Consider the following 16,055-nt stretch of genomic DNA (forward strand, 5'->3'; position numbering starts at 1 on the left):
AGAAAGCTATGGATTTTAAACAAGAGGTATTAGACGTTTTAGCAGAAGTGTGTCAGGATGACATCGTAAAGGAAAATCCTGATATTGAAATTTTTGAAGAAGGTTTGCTTGATTCTTTTGGAACAGTAGAATTGCTGCTTGCGATTGAAAACCGTTTTGATATTTTAGTGCCGATCACTGAATTTGACCGGGATGTTTGGAATACGCCTAACAACATTGTAAATCAGCTGTCCGAGTTGAAATAATGAAAAAGCGTTTTTTCGGTCCAATTATTTTGGCGTTTATTCTATTCGCAGGCGCCATCGCAATTCCATCTTCATGGCTGACAGGCTTCATCACCGATAAGCGGGTAAAAGAGTCAGCAACAGCCTTGAACCCGAGTATGTTTCAAGGGCTTTATTTACAAGATCAAATGCTCAAAGATCCGACATATCTTCCGATTTACGGGTCTTCTGAGCTTTCAAGGCTGGACGAGTTCCACCCATCTAATTATTTTCAAGTAAACAATAAGGGGTTCACGCCATACCTTGTCGGAAAAGGCGGGTCCCAGTCATTGATTCATTCCTTAAACTTCGCTGCCCATATGGATCAGCTGAAGGGCAAAAAAATCGTATTCATCGTGTCTCCGCAATGGTTTATTAAGCGCGGGTCTGATGAACAGCATTTCGCGCCGAACTATTCCGCGCTGCAAGGGCTTGATTTGGCATTTAACGATCAGATCGACCCTGAAATTAAAAAGAAAATGATGAAACGCATGCTGCGCTTTAAGGCTGTGCAAAACGACGCGATTCTTTCCGAGCTGTACAGAGCAATGGTAAACGGCCAGACATGGAAAGCAAACGCGCTGAAGCCGGCGGCTAAAGTCTATTACAGCATGCTAGAAAAAAAAGACATGTATTATTCAGCGACGGAATCATCTGGGCCAAAGCGTTATATCTCGCAGTCAGTAAAGGATAAGTCATGGTCTGAATTAAATAAACTCGCAGATCAATCAGGCAAACGCCACTCCGGATCTAACGATTTTCACATCGACAACCCTGTCTATAAAAAGCTGAAGCCAAAGGTGCCTAAGCTGAAAGGGAAAAACAAAGGAAAATCGTATGCTGTGTCACCGGAATACGGCGATTTTGAGATGATGCTTGATATCCTGAAAGACGCGGGAGCAGAGCCTATGTTTGTCACCATCCCTGTTAACGGAAAATGGTACGACTACACAGGCTTCCCGAAAAAAGGCCGCACTGACTATTACAAAAAGGTGAATAAACAGATCAGAGCCAAGGGCTTCCAGGTTGCTGATTTCTCGGGACATGAATATGACCCTTATTTCATGAAAGACACCATCCACATCGGCTGGAAAGGCTGGGTGTATGTCGATAAAGCAATTGACGAATTTTATAAAACCGGAAAAGTCACTTCATCCTAAGCATCTCATATGACGCGGCTGCATATTTCCTGCTAAGATTTGAAATAGTAAGGAATCACAGCCAACTGAATAAGAGGTGTTACTCAATGAAGATGACAGGCAATACGGTTTTAATCACAGGCGGTTCCGCTGGCATTGGGCTTGAACTGGCCAAGCGGCTGCTGGAACTCGGCAATGAAGTCATTATTTGCGGACGCAGCGAAGCGCGTCTTACAGAAGCGAAACAGCAGCTCCCAAACATCCATACAAAGCAATGTGATGTTGCAGACCGTTCGCAGCGGGAAGCATTGTTTGAATGGGCTCTAAAAGAATTTCCGAACCTGAATGTTCTCGTCAACAACGCCGGCATTCAAAAGGAAATTGACTTCAGAAAAGGGACAGAGGAGCTTTTCGTGGACGGAGATGAAATTGAACTCAATTTTCAAGCGCCTGTCCATTTATCTGCCCTTTTCACGCCTCATTTGATGAAGCAATCCGAGGCGGCTATCATTCAGGTCACGTCGGGGCTTGCGTTTAACCCGTTAGCTGTTTATCCGGTGTACTGCGCAACGAAAGCGGCGCTTCACTCATTCTCGCTTACGCTGAGACACCAGCTCCGCGATACGAGCGTGGACGTGATTGAAATGGCGCCGCCTATGGTGGACACGGGCTTAAACCAAAAATCACGCGATAAACAAGGCCTGACGTACCGCGGCATTTCAGCTGAAGAATATGTTCAATATTTCTTGGACGGCTTGAAGGAAGGCAAACAAGAAATTACGAATGAACGTGTTGAAGGCCTTCGGAATGCCACTCGGGCCGATTATGACAAGGTGTTCGAGCAAATGAACACGCAGGAGAATTAATTTCTCCTGCTTTTTCTTTTATGAAATTCTTACAAATTTGAGCAAACCTATTGCGAATATTTGTTGAAGGTATACAATAGAATATAAATTATTTTCAAATAAGTTTGATAATATAAACAATTTAACAACAGGGAGATTGACCATGACTAAACAAACGATTCGCGTTGAATTGACATCAACAAAAAAACCGAAGCCAGATCCAAATCAGCTTTCGTTCGGAAGAGTGTTTACAGACCACATGTTTGTAATGGACTATGCGGCGGATAAAGGATGGTACGACCCAAGAATCATTCCTTATCAACCCTTTTCAATGGATCCGGCCGCAATGGTATATCACTACGGGCAAACCGTGTTTGAAGGGTTAAAGGCTTACGTGTCCGAGGATGGCCATGTCCTGCTTTTCAGACCGGAAAAAAATATGGAGCGCCTGAATCTATCAAACGACCGCCTCTGCATCCCGCAAATCGATGAAGAACAGGTTCTGGAAGGCTTAAAACAGCTTGTCGCGATCGATAAAGACTGGATTCCGAATGCGGAGGGCACGTCCCTTTATATCCGTCCGTTCATCATCGCAACCGAGCCTTTCCTCGGTGTTGCGGCATCTCATACGTATAAGCTCTTTATCATTCTTTCTCCGGTTGGCTCTTATTACAAAGAAGGCATCAAGCCGGTCAAAATCGCTGTCGAAAGTGAATTTGTCCGTGCGGTAAAAGGCGGAACGGGAAATGCCAAAACCGCAGGAAACTACGCTTCAAGCTTAAAAGCGCAGCAGGTAGCCGAAGAGAAAGGATTTTCTCAAGTGCTCTGGCTGGATGGCATTGAGAAAAAATACATCGAAGAAGTCGGAAGCATGAACATCTTCTTCAAAATCAACGGTGAAATTGTAACGCCGATGCTAAACGGAAGCATCCTGGAAGGCATTACACGCAATTCCGTCATCGCCTTGCTTAAACATTGGGGCCTGCCCGTTTCAGAACGGAAAATTACGATCGATGAGGTCATCCAAGCCCATAAAGACGGCATCCTTGAAGAAGCCTTCGGAACAGGTACGGCAGCTGTTATTTCCCCAGTCGGCGAGCTGATCTGGCAGGATGAAACATTGTCGATCAACAACGGTGAAACTGGAGAAATCGCCAAAAAACTATATGACACGATTACAGGCATTCAAAAAGGCGCTGTCGCAGATGACTTCGGATGGACAACCGAAGTCGCAGCGCTGACTGAAAGCAAGTAAGAAAAAGCCGGCCACGAAGGGCCGGCTTTTTTACGCTTCAATTTTGTTAAAGAACTGCGGCAGGTACGCTTTGTGCGCCTCCAGCATTTCATCTAAAATTTGTTTGGCGATCGTGTCGGATGGAACAAGCGGGTTAATCGTCATGGCGAGCAGCGCCGTTTGATAGTCGCCTGTGACCGCTGCTTCTGCCGCGACACGTTCAAATGACTTGATTTGCTGGACGAGACCCCGGACAGATACCGGCAAGTCGCCGACAGCTATTGGCTTAGGGCCGTTTTTCGTCATCACGCAGTTCACTTCAACCGCGGAATCGTCCGGGATGCTGGCGATTGCCCCGTTATTGACCGTGTTCACCGGCTGAATGTCGTGTTTATCATTATAAATGGAGCTGATTAAATTGCACGCTGCATCGCTGTAGTAAGCGCCGCCCCGTTTTTCCAGCTGAGGAGGTTTGATCGCAAGGTTCGGGTCTTTATATAGCTCGAACAGCTCTTTTTCAACCTTCTGGACAACTTCAGCGCGGGTGCCTTCTGTTTGTGATGCTTCCAGTTCGTGCTCCAGCATTTCTTTTGTTTTAAAATAGTAACGGTGGTAGCCGCACGGGATGATATCGAGCGCTTTTAAAAATTCCGGCTCCCACTCTGCACCTGAGATGTTTTTCATCGTCATCGCGTTTTTCGGGTCACCCATCGCTTCGATGACTTGATCCTTCACGCTTACGCCGTCCAAGAAGACATCCAGCCCGAACACCATATGATTCAGTCCGGCGAATTGGATTTCTATGCGATCCACATCTACATCGAGCGCTTTGGCTACACCCATTTTGATGCCGATTGGAACGTTACAGAGACCGACGACTTTCTTCAGGTTAGAGTAGCGAAGCAAGGCTTCTGTCACCATGCCGGCCGGGTTTGTGAAGTTGACGAGCCATGCGTTCGGGCAAAGCTCTTCAATGTCCTTTGCGATCTCCAGGATAATCGGAATCGTCCGTAACCCTTTAAACAGGCCTCCCGGGCCGTTTGTTTCCTGGCCGATAACGCCATATTTTAATGGGATGCGTTCATCCTTGGCCCTTGCCTGCAAAAGTCCGACGCGGAATTGGGTCGTGACAAAGTCTGCGTCTTTCAGCGCTTTTCTCCGGTCGAGCGTGAGGTGAATGTCGATCGGGACGCCGGCTTTTTCAACCATCCGTTTGGCGAGCGTGCCGACAATATTCAGCTTTTCTTCGCCCTCTGGGATATCGACGAGCCATAATTCACGGACAGGCAGCTCATCATACCGCTTAATCAATCCTTCCACTAGCTCTGGCGTGTAGCTTGAACCTCCGCCAATCGTTACAATCTTCAATCCTTTTGTCATATGCTTGCTCCCCTTTGTTCGGTGATTTTTTCATATAACTCAATGATCTCCGCCGCCAGATCCTTCACTGTCATCGCATTCATTAAATGGTCTTGTGCATGCACCATCAGAAGCGTCATTTCCGTTTTTTCCCCGCCCGCTTCATTTTGGATCAGCTCTGTCTGATAATGATGGGCTTTTGACAATTCTTCTGCGGCGTCTTGAATCTTTTTCCGCGCTTCTTCTACGTCACCGCTTTTCGCAGCGGCAATGGCCTCCATTGCGGAGCTCCTTCCGTTTCCTCCGTGAAGGATAATTTGAAAAATGATTTGCTCCATTTTCTCATTCACGCGATTCACTTCCTTTCTCTACAGAGCCGCTTCTTTTTCATCTGATGCCGCAGGCGTTTGGACCAGCTCCAGATCGTTTTCTTCTTTCAGCTTCTGTTTATCCCACATTCTGAAGAACGGATAGTAGACAGCAAAGGATACGGCGATATTAATGGCTTGCATGACCGCACCAGAGACTTTTCCCCCTGTCGCCAGATAGCCTGAAAAGATCGGCGGCATGGTCCATGGAACTGCGATACCCGCCGGTTTAGCGACGAGTCCGGTGCTCATTCCGATGTATGTGAGTGTCACTGTGACAAGCGGCGTGATGATAAACGGAAGCAGGAGCATCGGGTTCATGACAATCGGCATACCGAAAATAATCGGTTCGTTAATGTTGAAGATGGCCGGCCCGATCGCTAGCTTTCCGAGCTGCTTCATTTGTTTGCTTCGGGCGCGCAGGAACATCGTGACAACGAGTGCCAACGTGGCGCCGCTTCCGCCGATATTGACCCAGATATCGAAAAACTGCTGGGTGAAAATCTTAGGCAGCTCCTCACCGGCTTGGAAGGCGATCCGGTTGGCATCCATGGCGCCGTACCAAATCGGTGCCATGACGCCGCCGACAATGTTAGCGCCGTGAAGGCCGCAGGCCCATAAAAGCATTTTGACGGCTTCTGCGACAAGGCTGCCTCCGAGGCTTCCGCCAAGAATGGAAAGCGGCGTCCCCAGTAAAACGCTTACAATATTATGAAGGCTTTCAAACGGTGTCGCTTCAACAATCAGCCGGGCTGCCCAAATCAGGAAGATGACGGCAAAGCCGGGGATTAACGCGACAAATGACTTGCTGACTGCCGGGGGAACGCCGTCCGGCATTTTGAAGACCAGGTTGCGCTGGATGATGAGACGGTAAATCTCTGTCGACACCATGGCGATAATCATGGCGACAAACAAGCCTTTGCTTCCCATCAGCGAAAGCGGTATCCCGCCGCCGACCATGATTTCTTTCGTCGAACCATCCGGCGTAAACGGCACTTGATATGGTGTCGCCAACAAAAATGCCGCAAGTGAAATGGCTCCGGCCGACAAGGCATCAACGCCGTATTTCTCGGCGAGCCGGTAGGCGATGCCGAACGCGGCGACAAGACCCATAATTTCAAAGGTCGCGTCGACTGGATAAGCCAGTTTTTCAGACCAGGAGCTGCCAAACGTTTTTGCCATAAACTCAGCGTATCCCGGGATCGGGAGGTTGCCGATGATGAGGAAAAAGGAACCGATGATAATCAGCGGCATCGTGAGGATGATACCGTCACGCAGCGCCTGTAAGTGACGCTGTCCCGCAATCCTTCCTGCTATAGGCATGACCTTTTCTTCTAAGATCTGATTGACTCTATTCACATAGCCCGCCCCTCTCTATGACACATGTCCAAGCTGTTCAGCTGATTTCAGCACTTCCGCCCCGTTGCACGTGCCATAATGGACGGTATTAATGACGTCTACCGGAACCCCCTTTGACTCTCCTAATTTTTTCAGCTGCGGAAGCATGTAACGGACTTGCGGGCCGAGAAGCAGTACATCCGCTTTATCGATATGATTCTGTACAGAATCGCCTGAAACTGCCCAGATGGTATAGTCTTTTCCTTGTTCCTGCGCACTTTTTTCCATCTTGCTCACTAGTAAGCTGGTAGACATGCCTGCTGCACAAACGAGTAATATATTCATGTAAAAGACCCCCTAGAGTTTGATCAATTTTGTTATGTCCTGCTGTTGATATCATCATATTATGAAATCGCTTTCATAAACACTCAAGGTTTTTCCGCAGGAAACGGAAAAAAGGTATATACAGGCTGTCAGCTCGTCATTTTTTGGTCAAACACATCCGAAAGCTCTTGATACGAACGGCTTTTGATCAGCTGGTTCACCGCAGCCGGGTCATCCAAGATGCTGCCAAGCAGTTTATACATGCTTTGCAAATCCGCTTTGTTCTCCTTTTCGACACAAAGCAAACAGACAAATTGAACACGCTGATTCTCCCAATCTATCGGTTTTTTAAGCGTACAGACCGCCCAAAATGTGGTTTTTGTCTGCGGAACAAGCGGGTGCGGAATGGCAACAAGATTGCCGAAGCAAGTTGGCGACATGTCTTCTCTTTCAAAAATAGAATCTATGATTCCTTCATCGGCATAGCCGCAATCAACCGCTTTCTGTCCTAAAAATTGAATCACTTCTTCTTTTGAGCGCAGATCCTTCTGGAAAAAAACAAGTTCTTTTTTTAGGTAGCGGGCCGCTTTTTCTTTTTCATCGCTCAGAATGGATTCGATTTTTGCAAAGTCGGTTCCGCCCAAGAGTGTGTTGACCTTCAGCACCGGCACTGGGAGCTCTTTTTTGATCGGGATGGTGCTGATGACAAAATCAATTGATTCATAGGAGATCTGGTCAAGACTGTAATACTCGGCAGTTCCCAAAATATCGAGCCGTTTGCCGAAATGGGAGCGGAGTTTTTCACGGAGCAGCTGAGCGCTCCCGGCACCTGATGCACACACAATGATACAGCGCTTTGGCGGGCTTTCTGTTTTTTTCCGTTCAATCGCGGCGCCAAAATGGAGGGCCAGATACCCGATTTCGTTTTCATGAATGTCGATGCCTGTTTGTTCCCTTATGACCATCCCCGCAATAATCCCGGCTTCAAAAGCGAGAGGATAATGTTCCTTGATCGCCGCCAGCATCGGATTTCGAAGATTCATGCCGTATCGGTTGCGGCTGATCGCCGGCTTCACATGCAGCGCCAAGCCGATTTTCAGCTCGTTGTCATGCACGATGCCGAGCTTCAGCTCACGATCAACGGCTTGTATCATCGCACATGTCAGCTGATCGGTTTCATCATCAATCGAAAATGTATCCTCTCCGCATTGCGGCTGTGTCATTCGCTTTGTGCCGAGGAGATGCATGGCGATATAGGCCGTCTCGTCTTTCGGAAACGTAACGGCAAGCGCTGATTCCAGCTCTTTTACGATGGCTTCGGCAGCCTGATATTCTTTTTGATGCAGGATATGCTCCATATCTTCCCGGAAAAGAGATACGTGGTTTTCCGTTCTGATCCGCTTACAGGCGATGGCGATATGGATGATGAGGTTATTGAGCCCCAAGTTGGACAGAGGGATGCGGTCGCTTTTCATTTTTGCCAGGATGGCGGAACGAATGATCTCGATTTCTTCATTTGGCAATATATCAGCCTTTTCATTCAGAATATCAATCTCCGTTTCTCTTTCATCCACAATGTACTCCGCCATGCAGTACCTCATCTGCACCTCATCCCCGCGCAGCTTGAAGCCGTAGTTCGGGCGTGTCTCCATGACAATGCGGTAAGGCAGCAGCCGTTTCTTTACTTCTTTTAAATCCGTTTGGAGTGTAGATTTTGAGATAAATAGTTCTTCAGCCAGTTCATCGAGCTTGAGGTAATGCTCCGCCAGCAGCAGCCGTTTCATGAGATAGGCCATTCTCTCCTCCGGCAACACCGGCAGGCCTTTTTTTTGCTGAAACACATCTTGCAGCAGCATTCTGAACGTCTGCTCGTCATGGATACGGAGTTTGTACCCCGAGCCTCTTACCGATTGGACAAAGGCGCCATGGCCGCTCAGCACACCTTGCAGTTCCTTTATATCATTGCGGACCGTCCGCGTCGTCACGTTTAATTGCGCGGCAAAAAACGAGCTGGTCACCGGGGCTTCAGCCGCCATCAGCAAGCGCAGAATATCACGAAGTCGCCCATGAAGCATGAGAAAAACCTCCTGTCAAATAGATGCAGAGATAGAGTGAATAGGCAGAAAGGATGATGAAGGAATGCGAAATGTATATAAATTCTATAATGGAGAGAATTTCAAGTCAATGAACATCGCGAGGACTAGCGGGAAAACTGACCCATAAAAAAACAGCCGGTTCAGCCGGCTGTTCGGGATGCGGACATATTCTTTTGTTTTGACGCCTTGCGATCCTTCATGATTTTTCGAACAATCGGGTAAATGACCGGCGCCCATTTGATAACAGTTTTGATCATCTTTTTCAAAGCTCCGATTCTCCCTTCTTTTTTCTCAACCATTCCCCTGATTGCCGTTTGCTTAAACATGCTAACGCGACACGTACCTGTTCCCCGTCACCCAGAAACGCCACGGATAATCGCGCGCCTCTCCGCTGTTGTCGATGCCGATGCGGGGTCCGGTTGAAATCTCTTCCGGTGTGTACCCGCTTTCAATGTAAAGCGGCTGTTCTGTGATCCAGCGTCCGTAGTCATTCATCGTGACGCCAAGCGCTTTCGTCAGCTTTCCGGGCCCGTTTGTCCATTCCCTCGGACGCCGGCCCGGCCTTCTCTCCTCCATTAACAGCTGGCCTTCATGCGGCTCAATCGCCCTGATTAATACCGCTTGCGGGATACCCTCTTCTGCGGCAACGACATTCAGCAATGTATGGGTGTGCATCACGTATGTATACACCCGCCCAGCTTCCGCAAACATAATCTCAGTCCGCTTCGTCCGGCGGTTGTTAAAGCTGTGGGCGGCTCTGTCTTCAGCCCCCATATAGGCTTCTGTTTCCACGATATATCCTGACGCTGTGCCTTGGTCTGTTTCTTTGACCAAAAGACAGCCGAGAAGCGACGGGGCAAGCTCAAGAGCGGTTTTTTGGTAAAACGTGATGGGCAGCGGATTTTTTTCTCTCGTCACGAACCGACCTCTCCTTTTACCGATTTTTGTACATTGTACCATTCCCCAAGGCGATGAGAAAAAACGCTGTTTTAAAATCTTTCCATTCAGGGAATATTGTTATCGTTCAAAAAAGGAGGGTCAATCAATGAAAGATGATCATCAGAAAAACCATCACGGAACAAATGCCCAAAGCAGCGGGGATGCTCTTTCTCATAAGACATCGGGGAAAAACGAGTCAGAGGATACCTTAACGAACAGGCAGGGGCATCCTGTCACTGACAACCAGAATGTCAGAACGGTCGGGAACAGAGGGCCTACAACGCTTGAGAACTATGATTTTCTCGAGAAAATCAGCCATTTTGACCGTGAACGCATTCCGGAGCGGGTTGTCCATGCCAGAGGAGCGGGTGCACACGGGTATTTTGAAGCGTACGGAAGCTTTGGAGACGAACCGATTTCGACGTACACCCGGGCTAAGCTCTTTCAGGAAAAAGGCAAGAAAACACCGGCATTTGTCCGTTTTTCTACGGTGAATCATGGAAAACACTCACCTGAAACATTGAGAGACCCGCGCGGTTTTGCCGTTAAGCTTTATACCGAAGACGGCAACTGGGATTTGGTCGGGAACAACCTGAAGATCTTTTTTATCCGTGACCCGCTGAAATTTCCGGACCTTGTGCACGCATTTCAGCCTGACCCAGTGACAAACATCCAAGATGGTGAACGTATTTTCGACTTCATTTCTCAGTCTCCTGAAGCGACACATATGATCACCTTCTTGTTTTCGCCTTGGGGCATTCCGGCCAACTACAGGCAAATGCAGGGCTCAGGCGTCCACGCCTATAAATGGGTGAATGAGGAAGGCAAGGCCGTTCTCGTGAAATACCATTTCGAACCGAAGCAAGGCATCCGCAACCTGACACAGAAGGAAGCGGAAGAGATTCAAGGGAAAAACTTTAACCATGCAACACAGGATTTGTATGACGCGATTGAAAATGGCGATTATCCGGAGTGGGAAGTGTATGCCCAGATCATGAGCGATGATGAGCATCCTGAACTGGACTTTGATCCCCTTGACCCGACAAAGCTGTGGTATAAAGACGATTTCCCATGGAAGCCGATCGGCAAATTGGTGCTGAACAAAAATCCGGAAAACTACCATGCGGAAGTGGAACAAGCTTCATTCGGAACGGGAGTGCTTGTCGACGGGCTTGATTTTTCAGATGACAAACTGCTTCAGGGACGGACGTTTTCCTACTCTGATACGCAGCGCTACCGTGTAGGCGCAAACTACCTGCAGCTTCCGATCAACTCGCCGAAAAAGCATGTCGCCACCAACCAAGAAGGCGGGCAAATGCAATATCGGGTCGATAGGGCAGAAGGACAAAACCCGCACGTCAACTATGAACCATCCATTATGGGCGGGCTGAAAGAAGCGAAGCAGGATGGAAAAGATCATACGCCGCATGTCGAGGGCGATGTAAAGCGTGAGGCGATCGACAGAACGAACAACTTCGGACAGGCCGGAGAAACGTACCGGAGATTTACTGAATTTGAACGGAACGAATTGATCACGAATTTGGTCAATACGCTTTCCACATGCCGCAAAGAAATCCAGGATCAGATGATTGAGAATTTCACAAAAGCTGATCCGGATTACGGAAAACGCGTGGCGGAAGGGCTGAAAAAGGCCTCCGAGAACAACAGCAACGGACCGATCGGCACAACAGACACTGAACAGGCTGCAAAGCAGGCTGTTCAGGAAAGCCATCCGTCTGACCCGTATTAAAAATAGCGAACAGGACTTTTTTAAGGTCCTGTTTTTTATTTTCGGTATTGAAACGCTTTCAGCAATTATGTTGTACTGGAAGGAAAGGGGTGGAGAGAAATGGAATTGAAGCAGGACATGATTCCTCAGAAAAAAACAATCGGCGCTTTAGATCACGCCGTTTTTTTATGTATGGTATTTTGTTTTTGGTTTTCAGGCTATATTTATGTGCCTGTATTCAGCCTGTATTTGGAGGATCTGCACTTTTCATACGGCGCAATCGGCATCATCCTCGGCAGCTACGGGGTTACGCAAATTCTTCTGCGATTCCCGCTCGGCCTTCTGTCAGACATCCTGTTTTCTCTGCGCAAGCAATTGTTAATTGCCGGATTTGGTTTTTCCATTCTCAGCAGCCTGCTTTTTCTGATGTTTGACTCTTTCTTCTTCGTGCTGGCCGCGCGGCTGTTTGCGGGGATAACCGCTTCTATGTGGGTGATGGCGACCATTTTATACACGCACTACTTTAACAATAGCAATGCATCAAAAGCGATGGGCATCATGCAGTTTTTCACCGTCATGCCTCAGTTTGTCAGCATTGTGTTCTGCGGGCTGGCGGCAGCCCGCTTAGGCAGGCAGGTCCCGTTTTGGATGGCGCTGGCGGCCTCGGCCGCCGGCCTGGTGATATGCTGCTTTATTAAAGATCCGTCGGCTTCTCCCGCAAACCGCGATACAATCCAGGTCAAACAATACATTCAAGACACATTGCGGCTTCCGAAGCTGAAGCTTTTCACCATCCTGTCTATGACGGCCCATGCGGTGTTATTTATGACAGTGTTTGGATTTACACCGCTTTTCATTCATCAGCTCGGAATGGGTGACGCGGAGCTGCTTTGGGTGATGAGCGCTTTTTTCCTCCCTCACGCAGCCGCCACACTAAGCTTTGTGTTTCTGCGCTTCACGAGCCGAATTGCTTACTTCGTGATGCTCGTCAGTTTTGCTGTCACCGGAGTCTGTTTGCTATTCGTTCCTTTTTCAGCTGCATTGTTCACGGTTTGCATCACACACGCCTGCATCGGGCTGGCGCTCGGTTTCGTATTTCCTCTGCTGCTAAGCCGCATCGTCGATATTAGTTCTGCCCGTTTGAAAATGTCAGTGATGGGATTTTATCAATCGTTTTATGCGCTGGGCATCTTCTTTGGGCCCCTTCTTGCGGGAAAAATCGCACAGCTTTTTGGGCTTGCCGAGGTTTTTTACGGAGCCGGATTGATGGCATTTGCCGCCTTTCTTGTGATGCTCGCGCAAAAGCATAATATGATCAATTAATAGCTTTCATACCGCCGGAAGCGCCACACAGAAAACACGGCAAGAAGCATGATACACAAAATGGAGAATATGAGTGACCATGCGAAGAAATCCGCTCTCTCTCCATGAAGCAGGATATGCTCCGCCTGCTTGCAAAGCTCGGCCGGAAGCCACTTCGCACCATCGGGAAAAAGCGAGACAGCAAAGGAAACAGCAGCTGTGAGCCCAATTCCGAAAGCCGCGGCTGCTCCAAGGGACCGAAACATCGTGCTTCCGGCAAGGCCTGCAGTTACAATAAACATGATCCAAAGAGCATAGAGGCCAAGGCTTGCGGCAAAATGGCTGAATGATGTGTGTTCAAACAGCAGACGGACGTAATAATAAGCAAGTCCGTATCCAGCTGCAAACGCCCCGATTCCGATCACACTTTGGGTGAGCCACTTGCTCACGATATAATGGGCTGCCGTCACAGGACGTGACATGATCAGCGCCGTTACCCCTTGATTCCTTTCATTGGCTACACTGCCCATCACGCTAAAGATGATCAGAGCCATGCCAAGCGTGTTGAATTGTGAAAGCGTGCTGACCATCACTTCAGACCCGGAAGGCATCGTAAAACTGATTTTCATGCCGTCAGGAAGATTTCCTCCGTGTTCGATGATTTCCGGCATATAATAAATGGTCAGCGGCTGTGTCAATCCGACGATCATCATCGCGACCGGCAGCCAAATCAGTTTGCCGCTTTTCCATCCTTCCAGCCATTCCTTTTGCAATAGCGTTAACAACACCTTCATGTGTGCACCACCTTTAGATAGACGTCTTCAAGCGACTCCTTTTTCTGTTCAAAATGGGTGACAGTCAATCCCGTTCGGATACAGTCACTCAGCAACGTCCTGCCAGCGTGTAAATCCTGCAGCTCGAAAACAGCTTGAGACGGATTCATATAGACTATAGCGGAGACGTAAGGTTTCTCTTCAAGCCAGCCCTTTAATTTCTCTTTCACTGTAAGGGTAAAAACGTTCGTTTGATGCTGTTTTTTTAGCCGCTGTAACGCCCCTTTCCATGAAAGCTCCCCGTTTTTCATGATGACCACCTGATCGCACACCTGCTCCGCATCGTGCAATACGTGTGTAGAAAACAGGACAGCCATATGCTTCTTCAGCTCCCGCATCATGTCCAGCACCTCGAACCGTCCTGACGGATCAAGAGCGGACACCGGTTCATCCAATATCAAAAGCTTCGGTTTATGGAGCAGCGCCTGTGCCAGCCCGAGTCTTTGCTTCATGCCGCCTGAATAGCCGCCGATTCTTTTGTGCGCGGATTCCTGCAAGCCGACAAATTCCAGCATCCCGCCGATTTTCTCTTGGCATTTTTTCTTTGAAAGACCGGACAGTCTCCCGGCAAATATTAAAAACTCGTTTGCAGTCATCCACGAATAAAAAGCAGGATACTGCGGAAGGTACCCGATCAAACGCCGGTCCGGATTTTTCTCCCCTAACAGCTTGATGGTTCCGGAGGTTGGCGAGAGCAGCCCGGCCAGCATTTGCAGCGTTGTGGTTTTACCGGCTCCATTAGGGCCTAATAATGCGACACACTCGTTTTCATTCACGTGAAAACTGACATTTTTTACAGCTTGATGATGCCGATACGATTTGCATAATGATTCAATAGACAGCATATCCGCTTACATTTGCTTTCTGCCGACGGTAAAAAATAAAATCGGCCCGATAATATTGATACATACAATAATTGCAGCCCACATCCACTTAGGCCCGTTTGTCCGCTCTTCTTTTATACAGCTGATAAGGGCAAACACCGCCAAAACCAACTGTAATACAATCAGCGGCAAAATCATTTCCCAAGAAATATTCACTGCTTGATCCCCCTTTTCTCCCGGTCCGGCTTAATAACAAAAAAGTAATAGCAAATCAGAGGCATCGGTGCTGTAATCAGTCCGACAATCCCCCAAATCCATGCCATGCGATTTCGTTTTTTCGCATCAATAAATAAAAAGATTCCCTGTGCCAATACGATGAGATAAGCCGAAGCCGTTATGATCATTTCTGTTTGTGTCATCGGCGCTCCACCTCGCATTCCCCGAGCTGTCTTTTTTTCTCGGTCACAATCAAAATCGGCAGGGTAGCAAGCACACAAACCTGAAGTACGATAAACACAGCGGGAGCTTGAGTGAATGCCAGGATCGCCGCACTCACAACCATCAGCGCGCAGAATACAAATAAGATGATCTCTTTCAGCAGTTTTCTTCTGCGTTCAGCTTTCATTTGTGACAGCTGGTAAAGCAGTTCTTTTTGATCCGGTATAGAGGGATTGGCTGTTTCATCAATTTTCTGCAATTCTGATTTTAAATGAAGAGATCGCTTTTCTTTATTCATCGTCCCACTCCTTTCTGATTTGCTGGAGCCCTTTATGAACTCTGGACTTCACCGTGCCTTCCTTGATCTGCAGCATCAGCCCGATTTCGGCGTAGGTATAGCCGTAGTAATGCCTTAATAAAACTGGCGTGCGCAGTTTAGGGTCCAGCTTTGAAAACAGATCAAGCGTTTCGCTCCATTCTGCCCCTTTCACTGACACGTCCCACTTGATCTTGCGGATTGCTTCCTCCGTCACTGCCTGATTCCGTTTCCATTCTCTCTTTCTCTTTTTTTGGTGATCGAGGTAGAGCCTGGATGCAATAGAAATCAGCCACGTGGAGAATTTGGAACGGCCTTGGAAGCTTCTTAAATGAATGTACCCTTTCAAAAAGGTTTCCTGAACGAGCTCCTCGCTGAGGTCAGGATGAAGAGAAAGTTTTAGCAAATATTTATATAAAAAAGAATAATGATAGTGGAAAAGAGCTGTAAACGCTTCGTCGTCTCCCTCTTTCGCCTGTTGTATCAGCTGCTGTTCTTCGTGTGTATCCAATGGCCGCGATCCCCCCTTTTTTGTTTTTCTGCCTTATGAGACGACACCGGATTTAAAAGCGTTCATCTTTTTTTACAATTCTTTTCAGCCATTGACAGATCAGGCTTCCCGGCCGTATGGCTGCACATCCGCATTTGTAAACCCCTGAACAGTCTGTTAAGCTATGACTTTATGTCGATTTTAAAATATCCAATATG

At 48.0% G+C, this 16,055-nt stretch carries 19 protein-coding genes; 6 read left to right on the forward strand and 13 right to left on the reverse strand.

Annotation, left to right across the window (positions count from 1 at the left end; all coding sequences use genetic code 11):
- The first annotated feature begins 8 nt into the window (after window positions 1–8).
- From dltC to EFK13_RS19830, 4 genes are all read left to right on the forward strand, one after another.
- Entirely contained in the window at window positions 9–245 is a 237-nt protein-coding gene (gene dltC / locus EFK13_RS19815; RefSeq protein WP_003227325.1) for a D-alanine--poly(phosphoribitol) ligase subunit 2, read from the forward strand.
- Window positions 245–1,423, forward strand: coding sequence for a D-alanyl-lipoteichoic acid biosynthesis protein DltD (gene dltD / locus EFK13_RS19820; RefSeq protein WP_129507187.1), 1,179 nt, complete (start codon window positions 245–247; stop codon window positions 1,421–1,423). Before dltC ends, dltD begins: the two co-directional genes overlap by 1 nt.
- Before the next feature lie 86 nt (window positions 1,424–1,509).
- On the forward strand, window positions 1,510–2,268 hold the full coding sequence (locus tag EFK13_RS19825; RefSeq protein WP_129507186.1) for an SDR family oxidoreductase: 759 nt from the start codon (window positions 1,510–1,512) through the stop codon (window positions 2,266–2,268).
- A 142-nt stretch (window positions 2,269–2,410) separates the two neighbouring features.
- Entirely contained in the window at window positions 2,411–3,502 is a 1,092-nt protein-coding gene (locus tag EFK13_RS19830; protein ID WP_129507185.1) for a branched-chain amino acid aminotransferase, read from the forward strand.
- 30 nt (window positions 3,503–3,532) lie between these two features.
- Here the strand turns inward: EFK13_RS19830 and licH are convergent, their stop codons facing one another.
- From licH to EFK13_RS19865, 7 genes are all read right to left on the reverse strand, one after another.
- A complete protein-coding gene (licH, locus tag EFK13_RS19835) occupies window positions 3,533–4,861 on the reverse strand; it encodes a 6-phospho-beta-glucosidase LicH (RefSeq protein ID WP_129507184.1) in 1,329 nt (442 codons plus the stop codon).
- Window positions 4,858–5,190 carry a PTS lichenan transporter subunit IIA gene (gene licA, locus EFK13_RS19840; RefSeq protein WP_129507273.1) on the reverse strand — a complete coding sequence of 111 codons (333 nt, stop codon included), beginning with the start codon at window positions 5,188–5,190 and terminating at the stop codon, window positions 4,858–4,860. The genes licH and licA overlap by 4 nt, the downstream gene beginning before the upstream one ends.
- Before the next feature lie 18 nt (window positions 5,191–5,208).
- The gene (licC, locus tag EFK13_RS19845; protein WP_129507183.1) at window positions 5,209–6,567 is read right to left on the reverse strand and encodes a PTS lichenan transporter subunit IIC; all 1,359 of its coding nucleotides are present in this window, start codon (window positions 6,565–6,567) and stop codon (window positions 5,209–5,211) included.
- Window positions 6,568–6,582: 15 nt separating this feature from the next.
- Complete coding sequence (gene licB / locus EFK13_RS19850; RefSeq protein WP_003218755.1) at window positions 6,583–6,891, reverse strand: PTS lichenan transporter subunit IIB; 309 nt, start codon at window positions 6,889–6,891, stop codon at window positions 6,583–6,585.
- Between the two features lie 128 nt (window positions 6,892–7,019).
- Window positions 7,020–8,945: a transcriptional regulator LicR gene (gene licR, locus EFK13_RS19855; RefSeq protein ID WP_129507182.1), complete on the reverse strand. Its 1,926-nt coding sequence runs from the start codon at window positions 8,943–8,945 to the stop codon at window positions 7,020–7,022.
- A 161-nt stretch (window positions 8,946–9,106) separates the two neighbouring features.
- Window positions 9,107–9,265, reverse strand: coding sequence for a hypothetical protein (locus EFK13_RS19860; RefSeq protein ID WP_009968374.1), 159 nt, complete (start codon window positions 9,263–9,265; stop codon window positions 9,107–9,109).
- A 28-nt stretch (window positions 9,266–9,293) separates the two neighbouring features.
- Window positions 9,294–9,884 (reverse strand): DNA-3-methyladenine glycosylase, encoded by a 591-nt coding sequence (locus tag EFK13_RS19865; protein WP_075750900.1) that lies wholly within the window; start codon window positions 9,882–9,884, stop codon window positions 9,294–9,296.
- 127 nt (window positions 9,885–10,011) lie between these two features.
- Here EFK13_RS19865 and katX point away from each other — a divergent pair, with 127 nt between their 5' ends.
- Complete coding sequence (katX, locus tag EFK13_RS19870) at window positions 10,012–11,655, forward strand: catalase KatX (protein WP_129507181.1); 1,644 nt, start codon at window positions 10,012–10,014, stop codon at window positions 11,653–11,655.
- Between the two features lie 99 nt (window positions 11,656–11,754).
- A complete protein-coding gene (locus EFK13_RS19875; RefSeq protein ID WP_129507180.1) occupies window positions 11,755–12,957 on the forward strand; it encodes an MFS transporter in 1,203 nt (400 codons plus the stop codon).
- On the opposite strand, the gene EFK13_RS19880 is transcribed toward EFK13_RS19875, so the two are convergent.
- Genes EFK13_RS19880 through sigY form a run of 6 tightly spaced genes read right to left on the reverse strand, consistent with a single transcriptional unit; the run spans window position 12,954 to window position 15,858 of the window.
- Window positions 12,954–13,730 (reverse strand): ABC transporter permease, encoded by a 777-nt coding sequence (locus EFK13_RS19880; RefSeq protein WP_129507179.1) that lies wholly within the window; start codon window positions 13,728–13,730, stop codon window positions 12,954–12,956. The two genes, EFK13_RS19875 and EFK13_RS19880, sit on opposite strands and share 4 nt — an antisense overlap.
- Window positions 13,727–14,614 carry an ABC transporter ATP-binding protein gene (locus EFK13_RS19885; protein WP_129507178.1) on the reverse strand — a complete coding sequence of 296 codons (888 nt, stop codon included), beginning with the start codon at window positions 14,612–14,614 and terminating at the stop codon, window positions 13,727–13,729. The genes EFK13_RS19880 and EFK13_RS19885 overlap by 4 nt, the downstream gene beginning before the upstream one ends.
- A 6-nt stretch (window positions 14,615–14,620) precedes the next feature.
- The gene (gene yxlE, locus EFK13_RS19890) at window positions 14,621–14,809 is read right to left on the reverse strand and encodes a sigma Y negative regulator YxlE (RefSeq protein ID WP_129507177.1); all 189 of its coding nucleotides are present in this window, start codon (window positions 14,807–14,809) and stop codon (window positions 14,621–14,623) included.
- Window positions 14,806–15,012: a sigma Y negative regulator YxlD gene (gene yxlD, locus EFK13_RS19895; RefSeq protein WP_129507176.1), complete on the reverse strand. Its 207-nt coding sequence runs from the start codon at window positions 15,010–15,012 to the stop codon at window positions 14,806–14,808. Before yxlD ends, yxlE begins: the two co-directional genes overlap by 4 nt.
- Window positions 15,009–15,329, reverse strand: a complete 321-nt coding sequence (locus EFK13_RS19900; RefSeq protein WP_129507175.1) for a YxlC family protein — start codon at window positions 15,327–15,329, stop codon at window positions 15,009–15,011. The genes yxlD and EFK13_RS19900 overlap by 4 nt, the downstream gene beginning before the upstream one ends.
- A complete protein-coding gene (gene sigY / locus EFK13_RS19905) occupies window positions 15,322–15,858 on the reverse strand; it encodes an RNA polymerase sigma factor SigY (RefSeq protein ID WP_014665908.1) in 537 nt (178 codons plus the stop codon). Before sigY ends, EFK13_RS19900 begins: the two co-directional genes overlap by 8 nt.
- Between the last annotated feature and the right edge of the window lie 197 nt (window positions 15,859–16,055).

The sequence above is a fragment of the Bacillus cabrialesii genome, from assembly GCF_004124315.2.
Taxonomy (GTDB): Bacteria; Bacillota; Bacilli; order Bacillales; family Bacillaceae; genus Bacillus; species Bacillus cabrialesii.